A 15306-nucleotide genomic window follows, 5' to 3' on the forward strand; every position below is an offset into this window, starting at 1 on the left:
AGCGCGTCGGGCTGATCCAGGCCGCCGCCGCGGTCGAGCGGTTTCCATGTCCGGGCGTTGGCGGGGGCTGCTACCGATCCGGTGTGGTGTCTCGTCAACGTGCCCGCAGGGAACATCACGCAAGTGATCTCGTCGCCCCGACACTCCTGTGACTTCCTGCAGTCAACCTACAGCCGTCTGTAGTGGGCGGTCGGTGAAACGGTGAGCGGTGAAGGGATGACGATGAGCACTGCCCAGGCGGCTGCCACAGGTGGCGGGCACTCCGCCCCTCCGATCAGCACGGTCGCGGGGACCGGGGGCGCGGGGTTCAAGGGGGAGAACGAGCCCGCCGTTGAGGCTGAGTTGGACTCCCCGTACGGGATCGCGGTGGACGGCGCCGGCACCCTTTACATCTGCGACGTCAACAACTTCCGCATCCGGAAGGTCACGGCCGATGGGAAGATCAGCACGTTCGCCGGCCTCGACTCCGCGGGCTTCGACGGTGACGGCGGCCCCGCCACCGCCGCCCAGTTCAAAGGCCCGATGGGGGTGGCGGTGGACAGTACCGGTGCCGTCTACATCGCCGACTGCTGGAATCATCGGGTCCGGAAGGTCACGGCTGATGGGAAGGTTCGCACGTTCGCCGGCAGCAGCCCCGCGGACGTTGGACGTGGTGGTTTCGCTGGTGACGACGGTCTGGCAACCTCGGCCCAGCTGAACCGCCCGATTGGGGTGGCGGTGGACAGCGCCGGCGTCGTCTACATCGTCGACCAGCGCAACCATCGGGTGCGGAAGGTGACGGCCGATGGGAAGATCAGCACGTTCGCCGGCATGAGCTCCGCGGGCTTTCACGGTGGCTTCGGTGGTGACGGCGGCTTGGCTACCTCGGCCGAGCTGCGCAACCCGCAGGGAGTTGCGGTGGACGGCGCGGGCGACGTCTACATCGCCGATACCGGGAACCATCGGGTCCGGAAGGTCACGGGGGACGGGAAGATCAGCACGTTCGCCGGCAGCGGCCCTGCGGGCTTCAACGGTGGCTTCGACGGTGACGGCGGCCCGGCAACCTCGGCCCAGCTGAACGCGCCCGCAGGAATCGTGGTGGACAGTACCGGCGTCCTCTACATCGCCGATATCGCTAACCATCGGGTCCGGAAGGTCACGGCGGACGGGAAGATCAGCACGTTCGCCGGCAGCGGCCCCGCGGGCTTCAACGGTGGCTTCGACGGTGATGGTGGCCCGGCAACCTCGGCCGAGCTGCGCCGCCCGTTCGCGCTCGCTGTGGACTTCGTCGACGCCCTCTACATCGCCGACACGGGCAACCACCGGGTGCGGAAGGTCGCGTCGGCGAAGATGGCCGGGCTGCCCGATTCGGGCACGGTGGTTGCTTGGGCCAACGTCCGCAGCAGGCTGCGGATGGGGGTCCTGGGGGAGTCCACCAGGGACGGGGCCGAGGTCCACCAGTTGCACACCGTGCCCAGGGATCACCAGCGGTGGCGGCTGGTCGTGGTTGGCCTGGACAGCGGCGATGTCCTGTACAGGATCGAGAACGTGCGCAGTGGCAAGGTCCTGGAGGTCATCGGGGCGCAGAAGGTGGCCGGCGCGGCGGTCGCGCAACGTGCCTATGAGGGTATTGACGCGCGCCACCAGCAGTGGAGGCTGATCCCGGTGGGCTCGGGAAATGGCACCCCGCGGGTGTACGAGATCGCGAACCGGGGGAGCGGTCTGCTCTTGCGAGTCGACAACAACACCCCCCGCACGGTGATCAAACAGCACAAGTCCCAGGGCGACCACCAAGGCCAGCAGTGGCAGCTGCTCCCTGTATAACGCGCGTGGGGTCAGGGGCGCGGCCGCCCCTGACCCCACGGAAAGCCGGGCTCTACTCGGACTTGGAACGGGGAGGTTCCTCGGAACGGGGGGGTTTCTCGGCGCTTGCCTGGGGTGCCTTGCCGGGATCCGCGGCCTTGGGTGCCTCGGGCGCCTTGGGGGGCTTGGTGTAGTCGCTCTTATTGGGCTTGCTCTGCAGGTCCTCGTTCTTCTCAAGGCCCTCGTGCTTTGTCACCGTCTCACTCGCCTTCCGCATGCCGTCAGAGGCCGCCGTGGACACCGAGCCGGGATTCTGGGCGTACGTGGCCTGCGTACCGGCCGATTGCTGGGTGGTCTGGATGAAGGAGCTGAGGAAGCCCAGCATGGCCCGCGCTTCGGGCGACTGCTCGCGCACGACCTTCGCCCGGGAGGAAGCCCCGTGAATGGCGTTGTTGTACAGGCTCGTGCTCTTGTCGTCGTATGCGTCGTCGTCGACGTCCTCGAAGTCGTCGACGCCCGCCGCTGGTTGGGGCTTGTCTGTGTTGGTGGTAACCGAGAAGAGCCCCGCGCTGTTGTCCGCGAAGTTGAAGATGTTGCCGAACACCATGGTTGTCACCCTTTGTCCTCGTGTGCCCGGTCAGGGCTGCTTGTGCAGCGCTCGCTGGCTGTCGGTCAGGTTCTCGCCGTCGAACATCGTGTGGTGGACGTCCAGGGCGGAGACGACCTCGGCCAGCCCCTTCATCCGGAAGCCGCCGCCGGCCAGGTCGATGTCACTGATGTCGCGGGCGACCACCTGGTCGAGGCCGGGATAGTCATCCGACTGCGGGGGAGACAGGACCGCCACCGGCACCGGGTACATCACCGCGATCAAGCCGGAGAAGGTCACCGGGATCTCGTAGCAGTAGTGCCTGCGGCAGCGCCGCTGCGTGGCGATGGTCTGCACGCGGGAGTCCGGCGGGACCTGGCCGGAAATCTGCGATTTCGAGGCCCAGCTGGTGTTCAGGGAGCCGCCGACGGAGCCCGAGATGCCCAGCAGCAACGAGGCGTTGAGTGCCGCGCTGCCGGTGGCGCTGCCCGTGGTCGTGAACGCCACCGAGTCCGTCACCGCGTTCGCCACGGAGTTCGTCGCCGCGTTCCGCACGCCTGTCTCGGTGGCGTTGGCGTTGTCCACCCCCACGCTGTCCTTGCTGTTCTTGTTGGTCATCGTGTTGGCGTTCTTGTTCGCCACCTCGTTCTGAAGCTGGGTCTGGAGCTGCGTCTGGAGGTCCATCTTGAGCTGGTTCTGCAACTGCAGCTGGAGCTGCGCGCTGACGCTGCCACCGAAGGTGAGCTTGGCCTCCCCCTGGAGCGACCACGTGACCCCGTTCGACACAGTGAAATCGACCGAGTCGGTGAACGTCATCGAAGACGCCTGGCTGCGGTTGACGTAGGTGCGACAGGAGAACGTGTCGGGCGGAGGCTGACTGATGTCGCACCGCTCCTCGATCAGCGGCTCCCCGAGGTTCATGTACGCGAGCCAGCCCAGCTGGAACGCAGAGCCGGGGAAGGCGCCGAAGCTCGACTTGTTCACGGAGAAGCCGACGGGCTTGTGCGGCACACCGTAGTCGTCGACGTAGACCAGGTTGGGATGGTCCAGGATGGACTTCCAGGTCTGCTCGATGTTCAGTTCCCGCAGGTTCTTCTTCGTCAGCGGCTGACGTTTGGCCCGTCCCAGGTTGTACGCGTTGGAAGACATTCCCCGCCCTCGAGTATTCTGGCCGAATTTCAATCGGTGAAATGTAAACGAGAATCTGCATGCGTTCCGAAAAGCGAAGTTAGCACGTGGTCCGCTGCCCGGGAAGACATCCAACTGCTATGCGCTCAATAGAGTGATTGAGGATCGGCGGCATTCTCAACTCGCTTGATGAGAAGGTAACTTGGGGCCTGCCGGTTGCTCGGTCGTAATTTTCCGAACCGCCTTATTCGTACGAACGCAATGGCCTCAGTCTTTTGTGGCGAGTGAGGCATTCGCGGCAGTCATTCAAATCGTCTTCGAAATCGTTGGACCGAAAATTCGTTTGAGTGTACGCAAATGCCGCTCGGTAGGCCGCTGTATTGAGCATCCGAGGCGTTGTTCTCAACATTCAGGACAGGTGGGGTTTCGCGATGTACACCCAAGAACGCACGGCGATGTCGAATCTGGTGGTCGGCGGCCCGGTGGCGGTGAACAGCTACGACAACGCGATCGTGGCTGCGCTGGTCGAGAATCGGCCGGTCATGCTCGTCCATGCCTTCAACGGCGGCTACCTGCGGCCTGCCGAGCTGAAGGAGGATGAGCACAAGAACGGCGTCAAGCTGGCTACCGCGCTCGACCCAGCCACCAAGGAGGCGAAGGGCCACCTCTGGTACATCACCCCCGCCGGCTTCTTCGGGCAGCGACCGCTGTACTTCATCGAGAGCGCCGCGGGCCAGGTCTCACCCAAACCCACCGGCGCAGGCGCAGCTGACGCCGACGCGGGTCGCGGCGACGACGGTGCGCCCAAGCCGCAGCGCAGGCGCATCACCGTCCACCAGGACGCCCCCAAGAGCACGGCCGACACCGTCCAGGTCGGCCTGCCCGACAAGGTGGACGCCCTGTGGCGCGGGAAGAACGGTGCGCCCGAGGACACCCAGCTCTGGGTCGTCACGGTGACGCCATGGGGCGGGATCACCTTCGTGCCGATCACGCACCCCGACGCCATCCTCGGCTTCAAGGACCACGCGGTGACGGGCGACAGCGAGGTGCGTCTCACCTACAACTGGGGCGGGGACTTCACCGGGACGGTCATCAACACGTTCTACCCGCGGCTGCCCAACGAGTGGAGCGTCCCCTACCACCACGTCTTCACGTGACCCGCGGCCACCGCCGCGCCACCTGTCCCGAGCCCACGCCCGACCGCCTGGAAGAGGCACCACGATGGCCGTGCCCACGCACGAACTGAAGCTGGAGATCGTCAACGCCGCCACGGGGAAGACCCTCGGCGCCAAGGCCGCGCCGGGCGCGGACGGGGCGCTCGTCGTCCGCGACTTCCCCGAGGACGGCCCGAGCCCGGAGCAGTGGCAGCTCACCCCCGTACAGGCCGCGCAGGACGAACAGGCATATGTGATCCGTAACGCGGCCAGCGGCAAGGTGCTTGACAACCCCGCCGCCGCGGATCGCAGCGTCCGCCAATGGGACGCCGCCGCCGGCAGGAAGGACCAGCAGTGGCACCTCGTCCCCGTCGAGGGTGAAGCGGGCCTGTACTTCATCGAGGCCGCGACCGACGGTGCCGTTCTCGACCTCGCCGACCCCGACGATCCCGGCAAGGACGACCAGGACGACACCCAGGTCGTCCTGCGCGAGCGCGACGACAGCGCGGGCAGCCAGCGTTGGCGGTTCGTCCCGGCCGAGCCCGAACGCGTCAGCGACCCCGTGCTGCCCTGGGCACCGCTGGACCACTGGAACGGTCGCCGGTCCTGGCGGCTGGTCCGCCCGACCGCGCTGCGGCCGGTACCCGACGCGACGCCCTCCTTCAGCGACATGCTGCTGGTCCTCAAGAGGTTCGGCAGCGACCAGGACGCCGGCGGGTGGAAGAGTTACCAGGCCAACCGCTCTCCCAGCGGGCAACCGGGCTGGTGGGCCGGGCTCGGTGACCGGTTTCTCGCCGAAACCGTGGAAGCCGGGCACAAGGACATCGTCGGGCTCAAGCCCGCGATGGGGGCTGTGACGTCCTCCGGCAGGGGCGACGGCACGTTCGACGACGACGAGCGCGTCCTGCACCCACCAGCGCCCTCGGCGAGCCCTTCGGACCTGTGGACCCTCGCCGACCTGACAGGCGACGGCAAGCCCGACGTCGTCGTGCTTGCCACCGACGGCGTCCGGGTCTCCCCCCAGGACCAGGACGGCACATTCCCGCCCGCGGACGGCGAGCCAGTCCTCAAGGCGTTCGGGCACGGCCAGCAGGCCGGCGGGTGGCTTGCCGACAAGCATCCCCGCTTCCTCGCCGACACCACCGGCCGCGGCCGGCTCGACATCGTCGGCTGCCACGACGACGGCGTCTGGGTCTCCCTCCAGGACGAGGACGGCACGTTCGCAACCCTCGGCGACGAACCGGACCTCAAGGCGTTCGGCCACGATGAGGAAGCGGGCGGGTGGCTTGCCGACAAGCATCCCCGCTTCCTCGCCGACACCACCGGCGACGGCCGGCTCGACATCGTCGGCTGCCACGACGACGGCGTCTGGGTCTCCCTCCAGGACGAGGACGGCACGTTCGCCGACCCTCTGTACGTCCTCGACGACTTCGGCACCGACCAGGGATGGAGCTCGGTCGAGGAGCACCCCCGGTTCCTGCTCAGCACCACTGACGGCGGAGCAGTGGACATCGTCGGGTTCGGCTCGCAGGGCGTCGTCATCTCACGCGGGCGCGGCGACGGCACGTTCGAGCCCGCCAAGCTCGTCCTGAACGACTTCGGGCACGCCCAGGGCTGGGCGAGCAAGAAACACCCCCGGCTCCTCGCCGACGTCACCGGCGACGGCAACCCCGACATCGTCGGCTTCGGCGACGAGGGGGTCTGGGTGTCACACAACCGCGGCGACGGCCAGTTCGAGCAGGCCCAACTGGTGTGCCGCGGCTTCGGGTACAACGAGGACGCAGGCGGCTGGCGGGTCGACCGCCACCCCCGCTTCCTCGCCGACATCACCGGTGACGGACGCGTCGACATCGTCGGCTTCGGCGGTCCGGGCGTGTACGTGGCCCGAAACCTCTTCCGCCGCTTCCGGACCCGATAACCCCCCGGAGGACCTCCACAGCCGCATCACGGCGAGTCGCCACCGGCATGCCGGAACCTGTCGGGCGACCAGGGCGCTACCCGACCACCACCAAGGGGGTGCCCTCGCCGGCCGCAGCGTGCTGCGCCGACTCGCCGCTGTTCTGCGCGTACGCCAACCTCCAACCTCGCGCGAGTCTCGTCTCAGGAGCTGAGCCATGACATGGGCGAGGTTCATCCCCCCGGGTGAGGTCTCGGGGAAGAGAGCCGATTTGGCTGTGGCGGAACGAAGACATCAAGTGCCGGAGCCCACATTTGTTGGGCTGTGGTCGGCGGCGCGTCAACGGTCGCGCCGTGGCAGCGACGGAAGAAAACTGGACCGATGCTGACAGGCACTGTGAAGTCGTTCGACGGTAACAAGGAGCACGGCTACATCAGCCAGGACGACGACGGCCCCGACGTGTACGTGCGCTTCTCGGCCGTCCAGACCAACGGATACAGGAGCTTGGAGGAGAACCAGCGGGTGGGGTACGAGGTCACCTCGGGCCCGAAGGGCCCGCAGGCGGAGATGGTCCGCCCGCTGTAACCGAGGTGGCGGGCGAACCGTTTGGGCGCCCTTCATGCCGGAGCTGGCCGACAGCGTCCTCACTCGTCCTTGCGGGTAGATCACCAGTTGACGTGCAGGGCCCGGAGGCCGTATACGACTGCATGGTCGTGCGTAGCCGGGGCGGCGTTCGCGTTGTCCAGGTGGAGGGTGGGGAAGCGGTGCAGCAGTTTGGTCAGGATGATTTCGATTTCGAGGCGTCCTAGTTGCTGGCCGATGCACTGGTGGGGTCCGTGGCCGAAGCTGAGGTGCTGGCGGCTGTTGTGACGCTGGAGGTCAAGGCGGTCGGGGTTGGGGAACTGCCGCGGGTCACGGTTGGCCGCCGGCAGGTGGAGAACGACGCGTTCTCCGGCCTCGATTCGCTGGCCCTCGATGACGAGCGCTTCGCGCGCGACTCGGAGGAGACCGAATTGCAGGATGGTGTGATAGCGCAGCAGTTCCTCGACGGCGTTGGCGATGAGCGACGGGTCCGCTTGCAGGCTCTGCCAGAGGGCGGGTGAGCGCAGCAGGGTCAGGATGCTGAGGGAGATCATGTTCGCGGACGTCTCGTGACCGGCGATGAGCATCAGCTGCCCGAGGGAGACGATCTCGCCGTCGGCCAGCGGGGGGCCGCCGTCGGGCGGGCGGTGCTGGGTCAGCCCGCTCAGGAGGTCGTCGACCGGATCCCGGCGCTTGGCTTCGACCAGGCCGCGCAGGTAGGTGTGCATGGCCTTCTTGCTGGCCAGCAGGTCCTCTCGCGTCCGGTCCAGGGCCAGAAGTTCTCCGGTGAGGCGCTGGAAGTGGTCGTGGTCGGTGTAGGGGACGCCCAGCAGTTCGCAGATCACCAGGGACGGCACGGGCAGGGCAAGAGCGGGAACAAGATCGACCGGGCCACGGGGCATCGCCGCGATGGCGTCCAGGTGCTCGTCCACGTACTTCTCGATGCGGGGGCGCAGGGTGCGGATGCGGCGCATGGAGAACTGCCCGATGAGCGGATGCCGCAGCCGTGTGTGTTCGGGTGGATCGCTGGTGAGCAGGTCCGATGTTCGGAACTGCGCCATCTCCGCTTCCGTGATGAGACTGGCTCTGACCTGGGAGTTGAGATGGGGCCTGCGGGAGCTGAGCCTTGGGTCGGCCAGGGCGGCGCGGACGTCCTCGTAACGGGTGAGAAGCCAGCCTGGAGGGCCGTCGGGGAAGGCCAGGCGTGCCACCGGCCGTTCGGTACGCAGGCGGGCGTATTCGTCTGGCGGGTGCATGGGGCAGCGGCGCTGGGTGGGCAGTGTGATCGCTGCGGTGTTGGTCTCATCCTTCACGTCCGCCGTCCGCCGTCCTCCGGTCCTCTCGCCTTGTCCTGCGCTGTAGCGGACAGCTATCGGTAGCGGCCGGAGGTGAGTATCCAGCCGAGGTGGGTGCCGGGCATGTCTCCGATGATGCGCACGACGCGGTGGAGCCGGTCCGTGCCAGGCTTGTGCTGGCGTGCTTCGGTCAGGACAGCGCGCTCGGCTTCACGGAGGTCCCTCAGTCGGCGGGTGATGTGCGCGCGGACCTGATCGACGGCTTCCTGCTCGCCGCAGCCGTGGGCATGGCGCAGGACGGTGACGTAGTTGGTGGGTTCGTTGTTGGCCTGTTCGCGGGGCAGAGAGATGACGTCGTTGCACCAGGCGGTGATGTCGCTGGAGGCCGCGCACAGTTCGGTCCAGGCACTGGTGCCGGCCAGATGCGGGGGGATCTCGGTGTGGCAGGTGACTTCGACGAGGTCGTACATGAACATGCCGTTGGCGTCCCGGCGCAGGCCCGGATAGTCCTCTGGGGTGGGGAGGGTGCCGGTCTGCCGGTGGGTGATCTGAGTGAGGAAGGCGTCGCGATGCTGGTGGACGTGGTCCAGGATCCGGCTGCGCCATGCCGGGGACATCCGTGCGGCGGTCCGGGGCCACAGGTCGGCCAGGGCCCTGACCGCGGGAGAATGTGCGGCGGCTGGCGTGGGCCGGCCTTGGATGATGGCGATGATGGCGGTGTAGGTGGCGTGCACGCTCTGTGGTGAGCGGCCCATCACACCTTCGTCCTGTTCGTCGTCGAGGTGGAAGAGCCAGGTCGCCCACTGGGCGAAGAGTTCGACGTCCGCCTCGCCTTCGTCGGGCAGGATGCGAGCGGCCACCAGGTGGAATCCGGAACGGCGCAGGCGTGTGTCCTCGGCTGTGCCGGTGGTCAGGCCCACCCGCGTAGCCCACGCGGCGAGGCGGTTGCCGACGTGCTCGGCTCGCGGGTGCATCCGGTCGGGGACCAGGATGCCGAAGTCGGGTCTGATGAGCCCTGAGGAGCGGGTCGGCTCGATCATCGGTTCCCTTTCGCCGGCGGCGACGTGCGGGGCGTCGCTCTGACCCCGGGGCGTGGCCGGTGACCGTGCCTGCGGCGGGAAGAACACCCTGAGGTGCCCCGCGGACGCCCGCCCGGGCGTGTGGTCTCCCCACTGGGCTCGGTGTGGTGCCTGGCTACGGTCACCAGTGCCAGCTCTCATCACAGGCACCCAGCGCGAGCAGCGTCCAGATGTCGGCGAAGACGGGTGCGTCGAAGAGCAACGGCCGGGGAGCGACCTGGTCGGGCAGGGCGCTGAATCCTCCGTCCATCTCCTGGCGGGCCAGGAGATGGAAGATGCCGCGGCGTACGACGTGGTCTGTGCCGACATGACGTCCCATCGCGGACAAGGCGAGCAGCGAGTACGCGGTACTGGTGGTGTCACTCGCATCACCGGGGCGGTATCCCCAGCCGCCGTCGTCGTTCTGCGCCAGATCGAAGAAGCGCCGCGAGCGGGCCACCGCCTGTTCGCGATCGGCCCGCAGGCCCGGCAGACGGGAGGCGGGCACACTGTGCAGGGCCCACATGGCCCGCCAGATGGTGTTGGCCTCGCTCAGCGTCCAGCTGCGCTCGAACGTTCCGTCGGCCTTCTGCGCCCCGAGCAGGTAGCGGGCGGCGTTCTCCAGCAGAGCGGCATGTGTTTCTCCCGCCCAGCCCAGCGCGCTGGCGGCTCCGCCGGTCATTCCCGCCTCGGACGGGTCGCCAGCCACATAGGTGGGAAAGCCCCCGTCCCGGCCCACGATGGCCGACAGATACTTCCCGGCCCGCTCGAGCGGCTTCGCGTAGCGCCGACTGTCGGCTGCGGCGAGGAAGGCTACAGCGTACGAGGTGGTGTCGACGTCGGACTGCACCATGTTCTCGCCGAACGGCCAGCCCCCGTCCGGGCTTTGCCTGGCCGTCAGGTAGTCGCCCATGCGCCGCGTCAGTTCGCGATCGGCTCCCGCTCTGACCAGGCCGAGACCCGTGGGCGCGGTGCAGAACACGGACAGGTTGGCGATGCCGGGCACGCCTCCGTCGGGATTCAGGCACTCCACCAGCAGACCGATGCCCTCGGCGACATCTGCGCTCCCGGGGGCGAAAGCGCTGACGGCCCGCAGTGCCAGCAGGTGCGCTGTCACATGGTTTTCCCACACGCCACGGCGCTGGCCTTCCCGCAGCAGCTTCACCAGCAGCTCACGCTCGGCGGTGGTGACCGCCTCAGGCCGGTCCAGCCCGTGGGCGATCGTCACCTTGAGCGCCAGCATGATCATCTGCACCCAGGGGGCCCGGTTTCCGCTGTTGATGCGCTCCGGCTGCATTCCCGGGTTGAAATCGATCGCGCCGACGGTCGCGAGACAGACGTCGAAGAACAACCGCTTCCGGGCGAAGGTGAAGTGGTCGAAGCCGGCGAGGAGTTCCGCGTGCACCCAGTCGGCGTCGCTCTTCCGGCCGGCAAGGACCGCATCGCTGAGCGCGGAGTCGAAACGCGTGGTCCCAGCACCGGGGCCCCGCCCCAGGAACGTCTCCAGGCCCCTCTGCGCGGTGGTGTGCTGCCGCTGCCTGCGCAGCAGCGACAGCAGCAGCGCCGATTCCAGGACCCGGCTGCCGCAAGGCCCGGGCACGGACCCGTCGTCCCGTACCTGCGCTGCGAGATGGTTGGTTAGGTCGTGGCGAGCCCGGTCGACTTCCGTCACCGCACCCGTGCCTGCTGGGTGGGAACGCGGCGCAGGTACGGCATGAACGGGTGTGGCAGGCTCGGCATTCACGATGATTCTCCGTTCGGGGCACTGCACCAACTCGCGGGAGGCTGCGAGAGCCGGCCGGAGTCCGTACAGCCGTCAGGCTTCGGGCCTCCCCGTGTTTCTGCGCGTTCCGGGTGACCCGTCGCTGGGAGTCCTTGGCCTTGGACGGTCGGTCTCATTGCCGGCATCTGCTTCACTCGCTTTCGCAGGTGTGCACGTCACCACCACGTCGCCTACCGACCCCGCCTTTGACGACGACCCTCCGGCAGACCCAGCCGGTCGACCTACTTGGTCGGCGCGTCGAGCGCTCGCCCACCCGCCGTCCTCCCGTACAGCCACGCCCGCCAGGTCGGCGACAGATTCCTTAATGTCGCCCCCTTTCATCGAGTCCGAGAAGGCGCATACCACCCTCTCTTGACGCGTACCGGGTCTCGCGTAGTGCGCCGCAGCGCACTACGCCAGACCCGCGCGGGCCGTGCAGCCATATGAACGGCCGCGAGGCCGAATGGCGCGGCCGTTCAGCCCCCCCATGAAAGAGCGGGGTCGGCTGCTGCGGGGCTTCGCCGTGTGTGCGCTGCTACGGCCTGTTTGAGCCCCCGGTGTGCATGGGCCCGGCGGCCACGGTTGATTGATCCGCCGGACAGTTCTCACGCTCCTGTGGAGATACGGCGCGCGGTCTCGGTCTTCCGACACAGCGGCCGCGGAGCTGTGCCGCGACCTTCACCTGGACCGGCAACCAGCACGGCAGCACCGACCCCGCCGCCATCGGCTCCGCCGACATCCCCTTCCGCAACACCGACGGCAGCAAGGCACTGATCAGCTACGAGCCTCCTCGCCCAGCAGCCCCAGGTACGCGTCGGCGACCAGTGGCTCGGCTACACCCTGCCCACCGGCGCCTCGTCACCTCGGCGAGGTGGCCCTGCCCCGCGACGGCTGGCAGGCAACAGCGTCCGCGAGCAGCTCGGACGACTCTCCGTCCAATGCCATCGACGGCGACGCCGCCACCCGGTGGAGCCTGGGCCACGGCATGCAGTCCGGCGACTGGTTCCAGGTCGACCTCGGCTCGACCCAGACCTTCGACCAGCTCGTCCTGGACACGAGCGCCTCGTCCGGTGACTTCGTCCGCCAGTACGAGGTGTACACCTCCGACGACGGCACCAACTGGGGCAAGCCGATCGTGTCGGTGATGAGGACGACACGGTTGCCGTCCAACCCGGCCCCCAGGCGCGGAAGTTGCACGTCCAGGCGGCGTACCCGTGGTACCCGGCGGGCCTCGGCGTACCCCCAGGCGAGCAGCACGGCGGGTACGCCGAGGACCGCCCAAGAGACGATCCGGGCCCGGTTTTGACCGTCGCTTACGCCGACCACGGTCAGGGCGAGGCGCAGCAGGACGCCGAGCAGGACGGACCAAGCGAACAGAACCCAGCTGGCCCCAAGGAGAGTGTCCCCGACGATCGCCACCCGGTCCTGCTGCCGCCGGCCGTGGCCGCGTGCCATCGCGAGCGGCATAGCGATCAGACCGAGGACGAACAGGGCTGTGCCGCCCAGCGCCACGGGGAGCGGCCAGTGCTGGCCGACGTGCAGCAGTACCCAGCAGGGCACGGTCCACAGCAGGACGGGGGCGATCAAAGGGATGTAGCGCATCAGGCGACGCAGTCGGCTCTGCTGGGTCGAATGCGCTGCACCGTCCGCGGATCGGGCCTCGCTGGTGACGGTCACGCTTCCCCTCCTCAGGTAGCCAGACTGCCGACGCGCTCATCGGCAACGTGCGCAACGGGGCGACCGGCCCGGACTCGATCGATCAGGAGTCGTTGGCCGCGCTTCTCAGTCGGATATGGGGATGGGACCTCTACCGCGAGACCCTGGCCTGTGCCGTCGCCGACCACCTGGCCATCGAGACCGGTTCGCGTGTGGTGTGTCGGTGCGAATACTTCCGGTCGTCAGTGGGCGTCAGTTGTCGACTGGTCCCGCCTAGCGGTCGGGTTTGAACGCAGAGGCCCCGTGTGTGTGAGGGGCGGGAGGATGGGTGGGTGCTGTCCCGGGTCCGGGGTCTGACTCATGACATGTCTGACCGGAGTGTCTGAATCACACAGTGTCGGCTGTTGGCCGGGGATGGCGCGTTGTCGGTGCCGGGCTGGCGGGGTGTGTCCCGATAGGGGCCTGCCGATTGTTGTGGCGTCCTCACGATTCTGACGGCCTGACGCTGCTCGGTGCCAGCAACGCAACGCGCCATCGGACCGGAAGGAACGGGCATGTCCAGATCGACCATGTCCAGTACGTCGCTCGCTCCGCGGGCCCGTCGTTGCCCTGCGGGGGAGGTGGTGCTGGGAGTGGACACGCACCGGGATGCGCATGTGGCTGCGGCGCTCTCGTTGATGGGGACGGTGCTGGCCACCGGCGAGTTCCCGGCCACCGCGGCCGGGTACTGCGATCTGCTGAAGTGGGCCAGGAAGTCGGGAGCCGTGAGGCGGGCCGGGGTGGAAGGGACCGGCTCTTACGGGGCGTCCCTGTCGCGCCACCTGCTGACCCAGGGCGTAGACGTGTTTGACGTGAATCGGATGGACCGGGTAGATCGCCGTCAGCGCGGCAAATCGGATCCGCTCGATGCCCAGAACGCGGCGCGAGCCGTATTGAGCGGGCGAGCCCGTGCCCGGGCCAAATCGGGCGACGGACCGGTGCAGATCGCCAGGATGTACAAGCTGGCCAAGGGGTCGGCGGTCAAAGCCCGCACCCAGGCCATCAACCAGCTCGTGGTGGCGACCGGCAGGCCAACGCCGCGCTCCATCGCATCGTGTTCACGCGCTTGCGGGTCGACCCGCGCACCCAGGACTACTACGAGCGGCGGATCAAGGAGGGCAAGACCCGGCGCGAAATCGTCCGCTGCCTCAAACGCTATGCTGCCCGCGAGGTCTTCCACCTGGTCAATCAGCTACAGCCAGACCCCCGCTCATAGGGGCTGTCGTGACAGATGAGAGGCTCAGACGGGTGAGCGAGACACCACCGAACACCCTGCAGTACCGCTTTGACGGGCCAGAAGAGGCTCCCGTCCTGATCCTGGGTCCCTCACTGGGTACCACATGGCACATGTCGTAGAAACCGTTCTTCAGGCGTCCATGTGGTCTACATCGCTGCTGTTTATGCAGGTGGGGCCTTTGTGGTCCAGGCGCATCGATGGTGTTGGTGACAGCAACGTGACACGTGATGGGTCACTGAGGCCCCTGCCGGGCAGATGATGGCGGGGGCTTCAGCTTTCCTGAGGAGCGAGCGTCCGCTCCTCGATCCTGCTGCGGCGTCTGCAAACGCCTCCTTGAGGGCCCACAACCGGCGCCGCCGCCGGGGCACCCACTCGACCCGGACGCCAGCTCGTTGGTGCCCTGTCCTACAGCCGTCGAGAGGCGCCGCACTGGGGGTGAAGCAACCTGAACCAAGATGTCGGTCTCTGTGCCGCGGAATGATCGGCCGGTGTCAGATCCAGGGTGCTCCGGGAGCTGGCACTGAGCATGCTCTGTGTTTCTGGGGGAGGGGCTGTGACGGGCGCGAGAATGGGTGGGTGCTGTCCCGGGTCCGGGGTCTGACTCTTGACTGTCCGACCGAAGTGTCCCGATAGGGGCCTGCCGATCGTTGTGGCGTCCTCACGATTCTGACCGCCCGAGGTGGCCTGGTACCGGCAACGCGACGCGCGGTCGGACCGGAAGGAGAACGGGCAGGTCCAGTACATCGACCATGTCCTCCGGTACGCCGCCTGCTCCGCAGGCCCGTCGTCGTCCCCGAAAAGCCCACGAACTCCCACGACAGAGGGCCGTCAGCAAGCTGACGGCCCCTCAGGAACGATCGAGGCTGGTGATGCGCTGGCCCGATACAGCCACCCGTCCGCGCTTGCCTCCGGCCGTTCCCGCACCAGCCATGGAGACTATTCCGCGGGCGCCGCGTCGGAGACGGCGACGCCGGCTTGGCGGAAGTCGTCCAGAGCCGCGGACGTGGTGTCCGGGGCGACCCCGACGGAGTAGTCCAGGCGTACGCGTGCACGGAAGCCGGCCTTCACGGCGTCCAGGGTGATGGAGCGGTGCGGGTTGACCATCCGGCAGTCCCTCAGTGTGATGGCTG

At 67.9% G+C, this 15306-nt stretch carries 10 protein-coding genes and 3 pseudogenes; 6 read left to right on the plus strand and 7 right to left on the minus strand.

Going from position 1 to position 15306, the window contains the following annotated elements; genetic code table 11:
• Positions 1-222 precede the first annotated feature (222 nt).
• Positions 223-1803 (plus strand): NHL domain-containing protein, encoded by a 1581-nt coding sequence (locus QNO09_RS31250; RefSeq protein WP_283973611.1) that lies wholly within the window; start codon positions 223-225, stop codon positions 1801-1803.
• Positions 1804-1855: 52 nt separating this feature from the next.
• Here the strand turns inward: QNO09_RS31250 and QNO09_RS31255 are convergent, their stop codons facing one another.
• Together QNO09_RS31255 and QNO09_RS31260 are read right to left on the minus strand one after the other, a co-directional pair.
• Positions 1856-2389 carry a hypothetical protein gene (locus QNO09_RS31255; RefSeq protein WP_283973660.1) on the minus strand — a complete coding sequence of 178 codons (534 nt, stop codon included), beginning with the start codon at positions 2387-2389 and terminating at the stop codon, positions 1856-1858.
• 30 nt (positions 2390-2419) lie between these two features.
• Positions 2420-3517 (minus strand): hypothetical protein, encoded by a 1098-nt coding sequence (locus QNO09_RS31260; protein ID WP_283973612.1) that lies wholly within the window; start codon positions 3515-3517, stop codon positions 2420-2422.
• A gap of 410 nt (positions 3518-3927) precedes the next feature.
• Here QNO09_RS31260 and QNO09_RS31265 point away from each other — a divergent pair, with 410 nt between their 5' ends.
• The 3 genes from QNO09_RS31265 (at position 3928) to QNO09_RS31275 (ending at position 7132) form a co-directional block, all read left to right on the plus strand.
• Positions 3928-4653, plus strand: coding sequence for a hypothetical protein (locus QNO09_RS31265; protein ID WP_283973613.1), 726 nt, complete (start codon positions 3928-3930; stop codon positions 4651-4653).
• Between the two features lie 64 nt (positions 4654-4717).
• On the plus strand, positions 4718-6568 hold the full coding sequence (locus QNO09_RS31270; RefSeq protein WP_283973614.1) for an FG-GAP-like repeat-containing protein: 1851 nt from the start codon (positions 4718-4720) through the stop codon (positions 6566-6568).
• 360 nt (positions 6569-6928) lie between these two features.
• Entirely contained in the window at positions 6929-7132 is a 204-nt protein-coding gene (locus QNO09_RS31275) for a cold-shock protein (protein ID WP_283973615.1), read from the plus strand.
• Positions 7133-7212: 80 nt separating this feature from the next.
• On the opposite strand, the gene QNO09_RS31280 is transcribed toward QNO09_RS31275, so the two are convergent.
• The 3 genes from QNO09_RS31280 to QNO09_RS31290 all read right to left on the minus strand — a co-directional run bounded on the left by QNO09_RS31280 (position 7213) and on the right by QNO09_RS31290 (position 11082).
• Complete coding sequence (locus QNO09_RS31280) at positions 7213-8442, minus strand: cytochrome P450 (RefSeq protein WP_283973616.1); 1230 nt, start codon at positions 8440-8442, stop codon at positions 7213-7215.
• 56 nt (positions 8443-8498) lie between these two features.
• Positions 8499-9464, minus strand: a complete 966-nt coding sequence (locus QNO09_RS31285; protein WP_283973617.1) for a terpene synthase family protein — start codon at positions 9462-9464, stop codon at positions 8499-8501.
• Between the two features lie 160 nt (positions 9465-9624).
• Positions 9625-11082, minus strand: coding sequence for a prenyltransferase/squalene oxidase repeat-containing protein (locus QNO09_RS31290; protein ID WP_283973618.1), 1458 nt, complete (start codon positions 11080-11082; stop codon positions 9625-9627).
• A gap of 1033 nt (positions 11083-12115) precedes the next feature.
• On the opposite strand from QNO09_RS31290, the pseudogene QNO09_RS40100 reads away from it, so the two are divergent.
• Positions 12116-12316 (plus strand): annotated as a pseudogene (locus tag QNO09_RS40100) (discoidin domain-containing protein); the annotation flags it as partial.
• A 62-nt stretch (positions 12317-12378) separates the two neighbouring features.
• Here the strand turns inward: QNO09_RS40100 and QNO09_RS31295 are convergent.
• Positions 12379-12921 (minus strand): annotated as a pseudogene (locus QNO09_RS31295) (metallophosphoesterase); the annotation flags it as partial.
• A 548-nt stretch (positions 12922-13469) separates the two neighbouring features.
• Between QNO09_RS31295 and QNO09_RS31300 the strand changes: the two are divergent.
• Positions 13470-14155 (plus strand): annotated as a pseudogene (locus QNO09_RS31300) (IS110 family transposase).
• 957 nt (positions 14156-15112) lie between these two features.
• Here QNO09_RS31300 and QNO09_RS31310 read toward each other — a convergent pair.
• Positions 15113-15280: a cysteine hydrolase family protein gene (locus QNO09_RS31310; RefSeq protein ID WP_283973619.1), complete on the minus strand. Its 168-nt coding sequence runs from the start codon at positions 15278-15280 to the stop codon at positions 15113-15115.
• Positions 15281-15306: the final 26 nt, after the last annotated feature.

The organism is Streptomyces sp. 378 (assembly GCF_030124145.1).
GTDB lineage: Bacteria > Actinomycetota > Actinomycetes > Streptomycetales > Streptomycetaceae > Streptomyces.

Excerpts from the sequence above, each read along its gene's own strand:
- QNO09_RS31255 (WP_283973660.1), bottom strand. The coding sequence starts at position 2,389 with ATGGTGTTCGGCAACATCTTCAACTTCGCGGACAACAGCGCGGGGCTC.
- QNO09_RS31270 (WP_283973614.1), top strand. The coding sequence starts at position 4,718 with ATGGCCGTGCCCACGCACGAACTGAAGCTGGAGATCGTCAACGCCGCC.
- QNO09_RS31275 (WP_283973615.1), top strand. The coding sequence starts at position 6,929 with ATGCTGACAGGCACTGTGAAGTCGTTCGACGGTAACAAGGAGCACGGC.
- QNO09_RS31250 (WP_283973611.1), top strand. The coding sequence starts at position 223 with ATGAGCACTGCCCAGGCGGCTGCCACAGGTGGCGGGCACTCCGCCCCT.
- QNO09_RS31260 (WP_283973612.1), bottom strand. The coding sequence starts at position 3,517 with ATGTCTTCCAACGCGTACAACCTGGGACGGGCCAAACGTCAGCCGCTG.
- QNO09_RS31265 (WP_283973613.1), top strand. The coding sequence starts at position 3,928 with ATGTACACCCAAGAACGCACGGCGATGTCGAATCTGGTGGTCGGCGGC.
- QNO09_RS31285 (WP_283973617.1), bottom strand. The coding sequence starts at position 9,464 with ATGATCGAGCCGACCCGCTCCTCAGGGCTCATCAGACCCGACTTCGGC.
- QNO09_RS31310 (WP_283973619.1), bottom strand. The coding sequence starts at position 15,280 with ATGGTCAACCCGCACCGCTCCATCACCCTGGACGCCGTGAAGGCCGGC.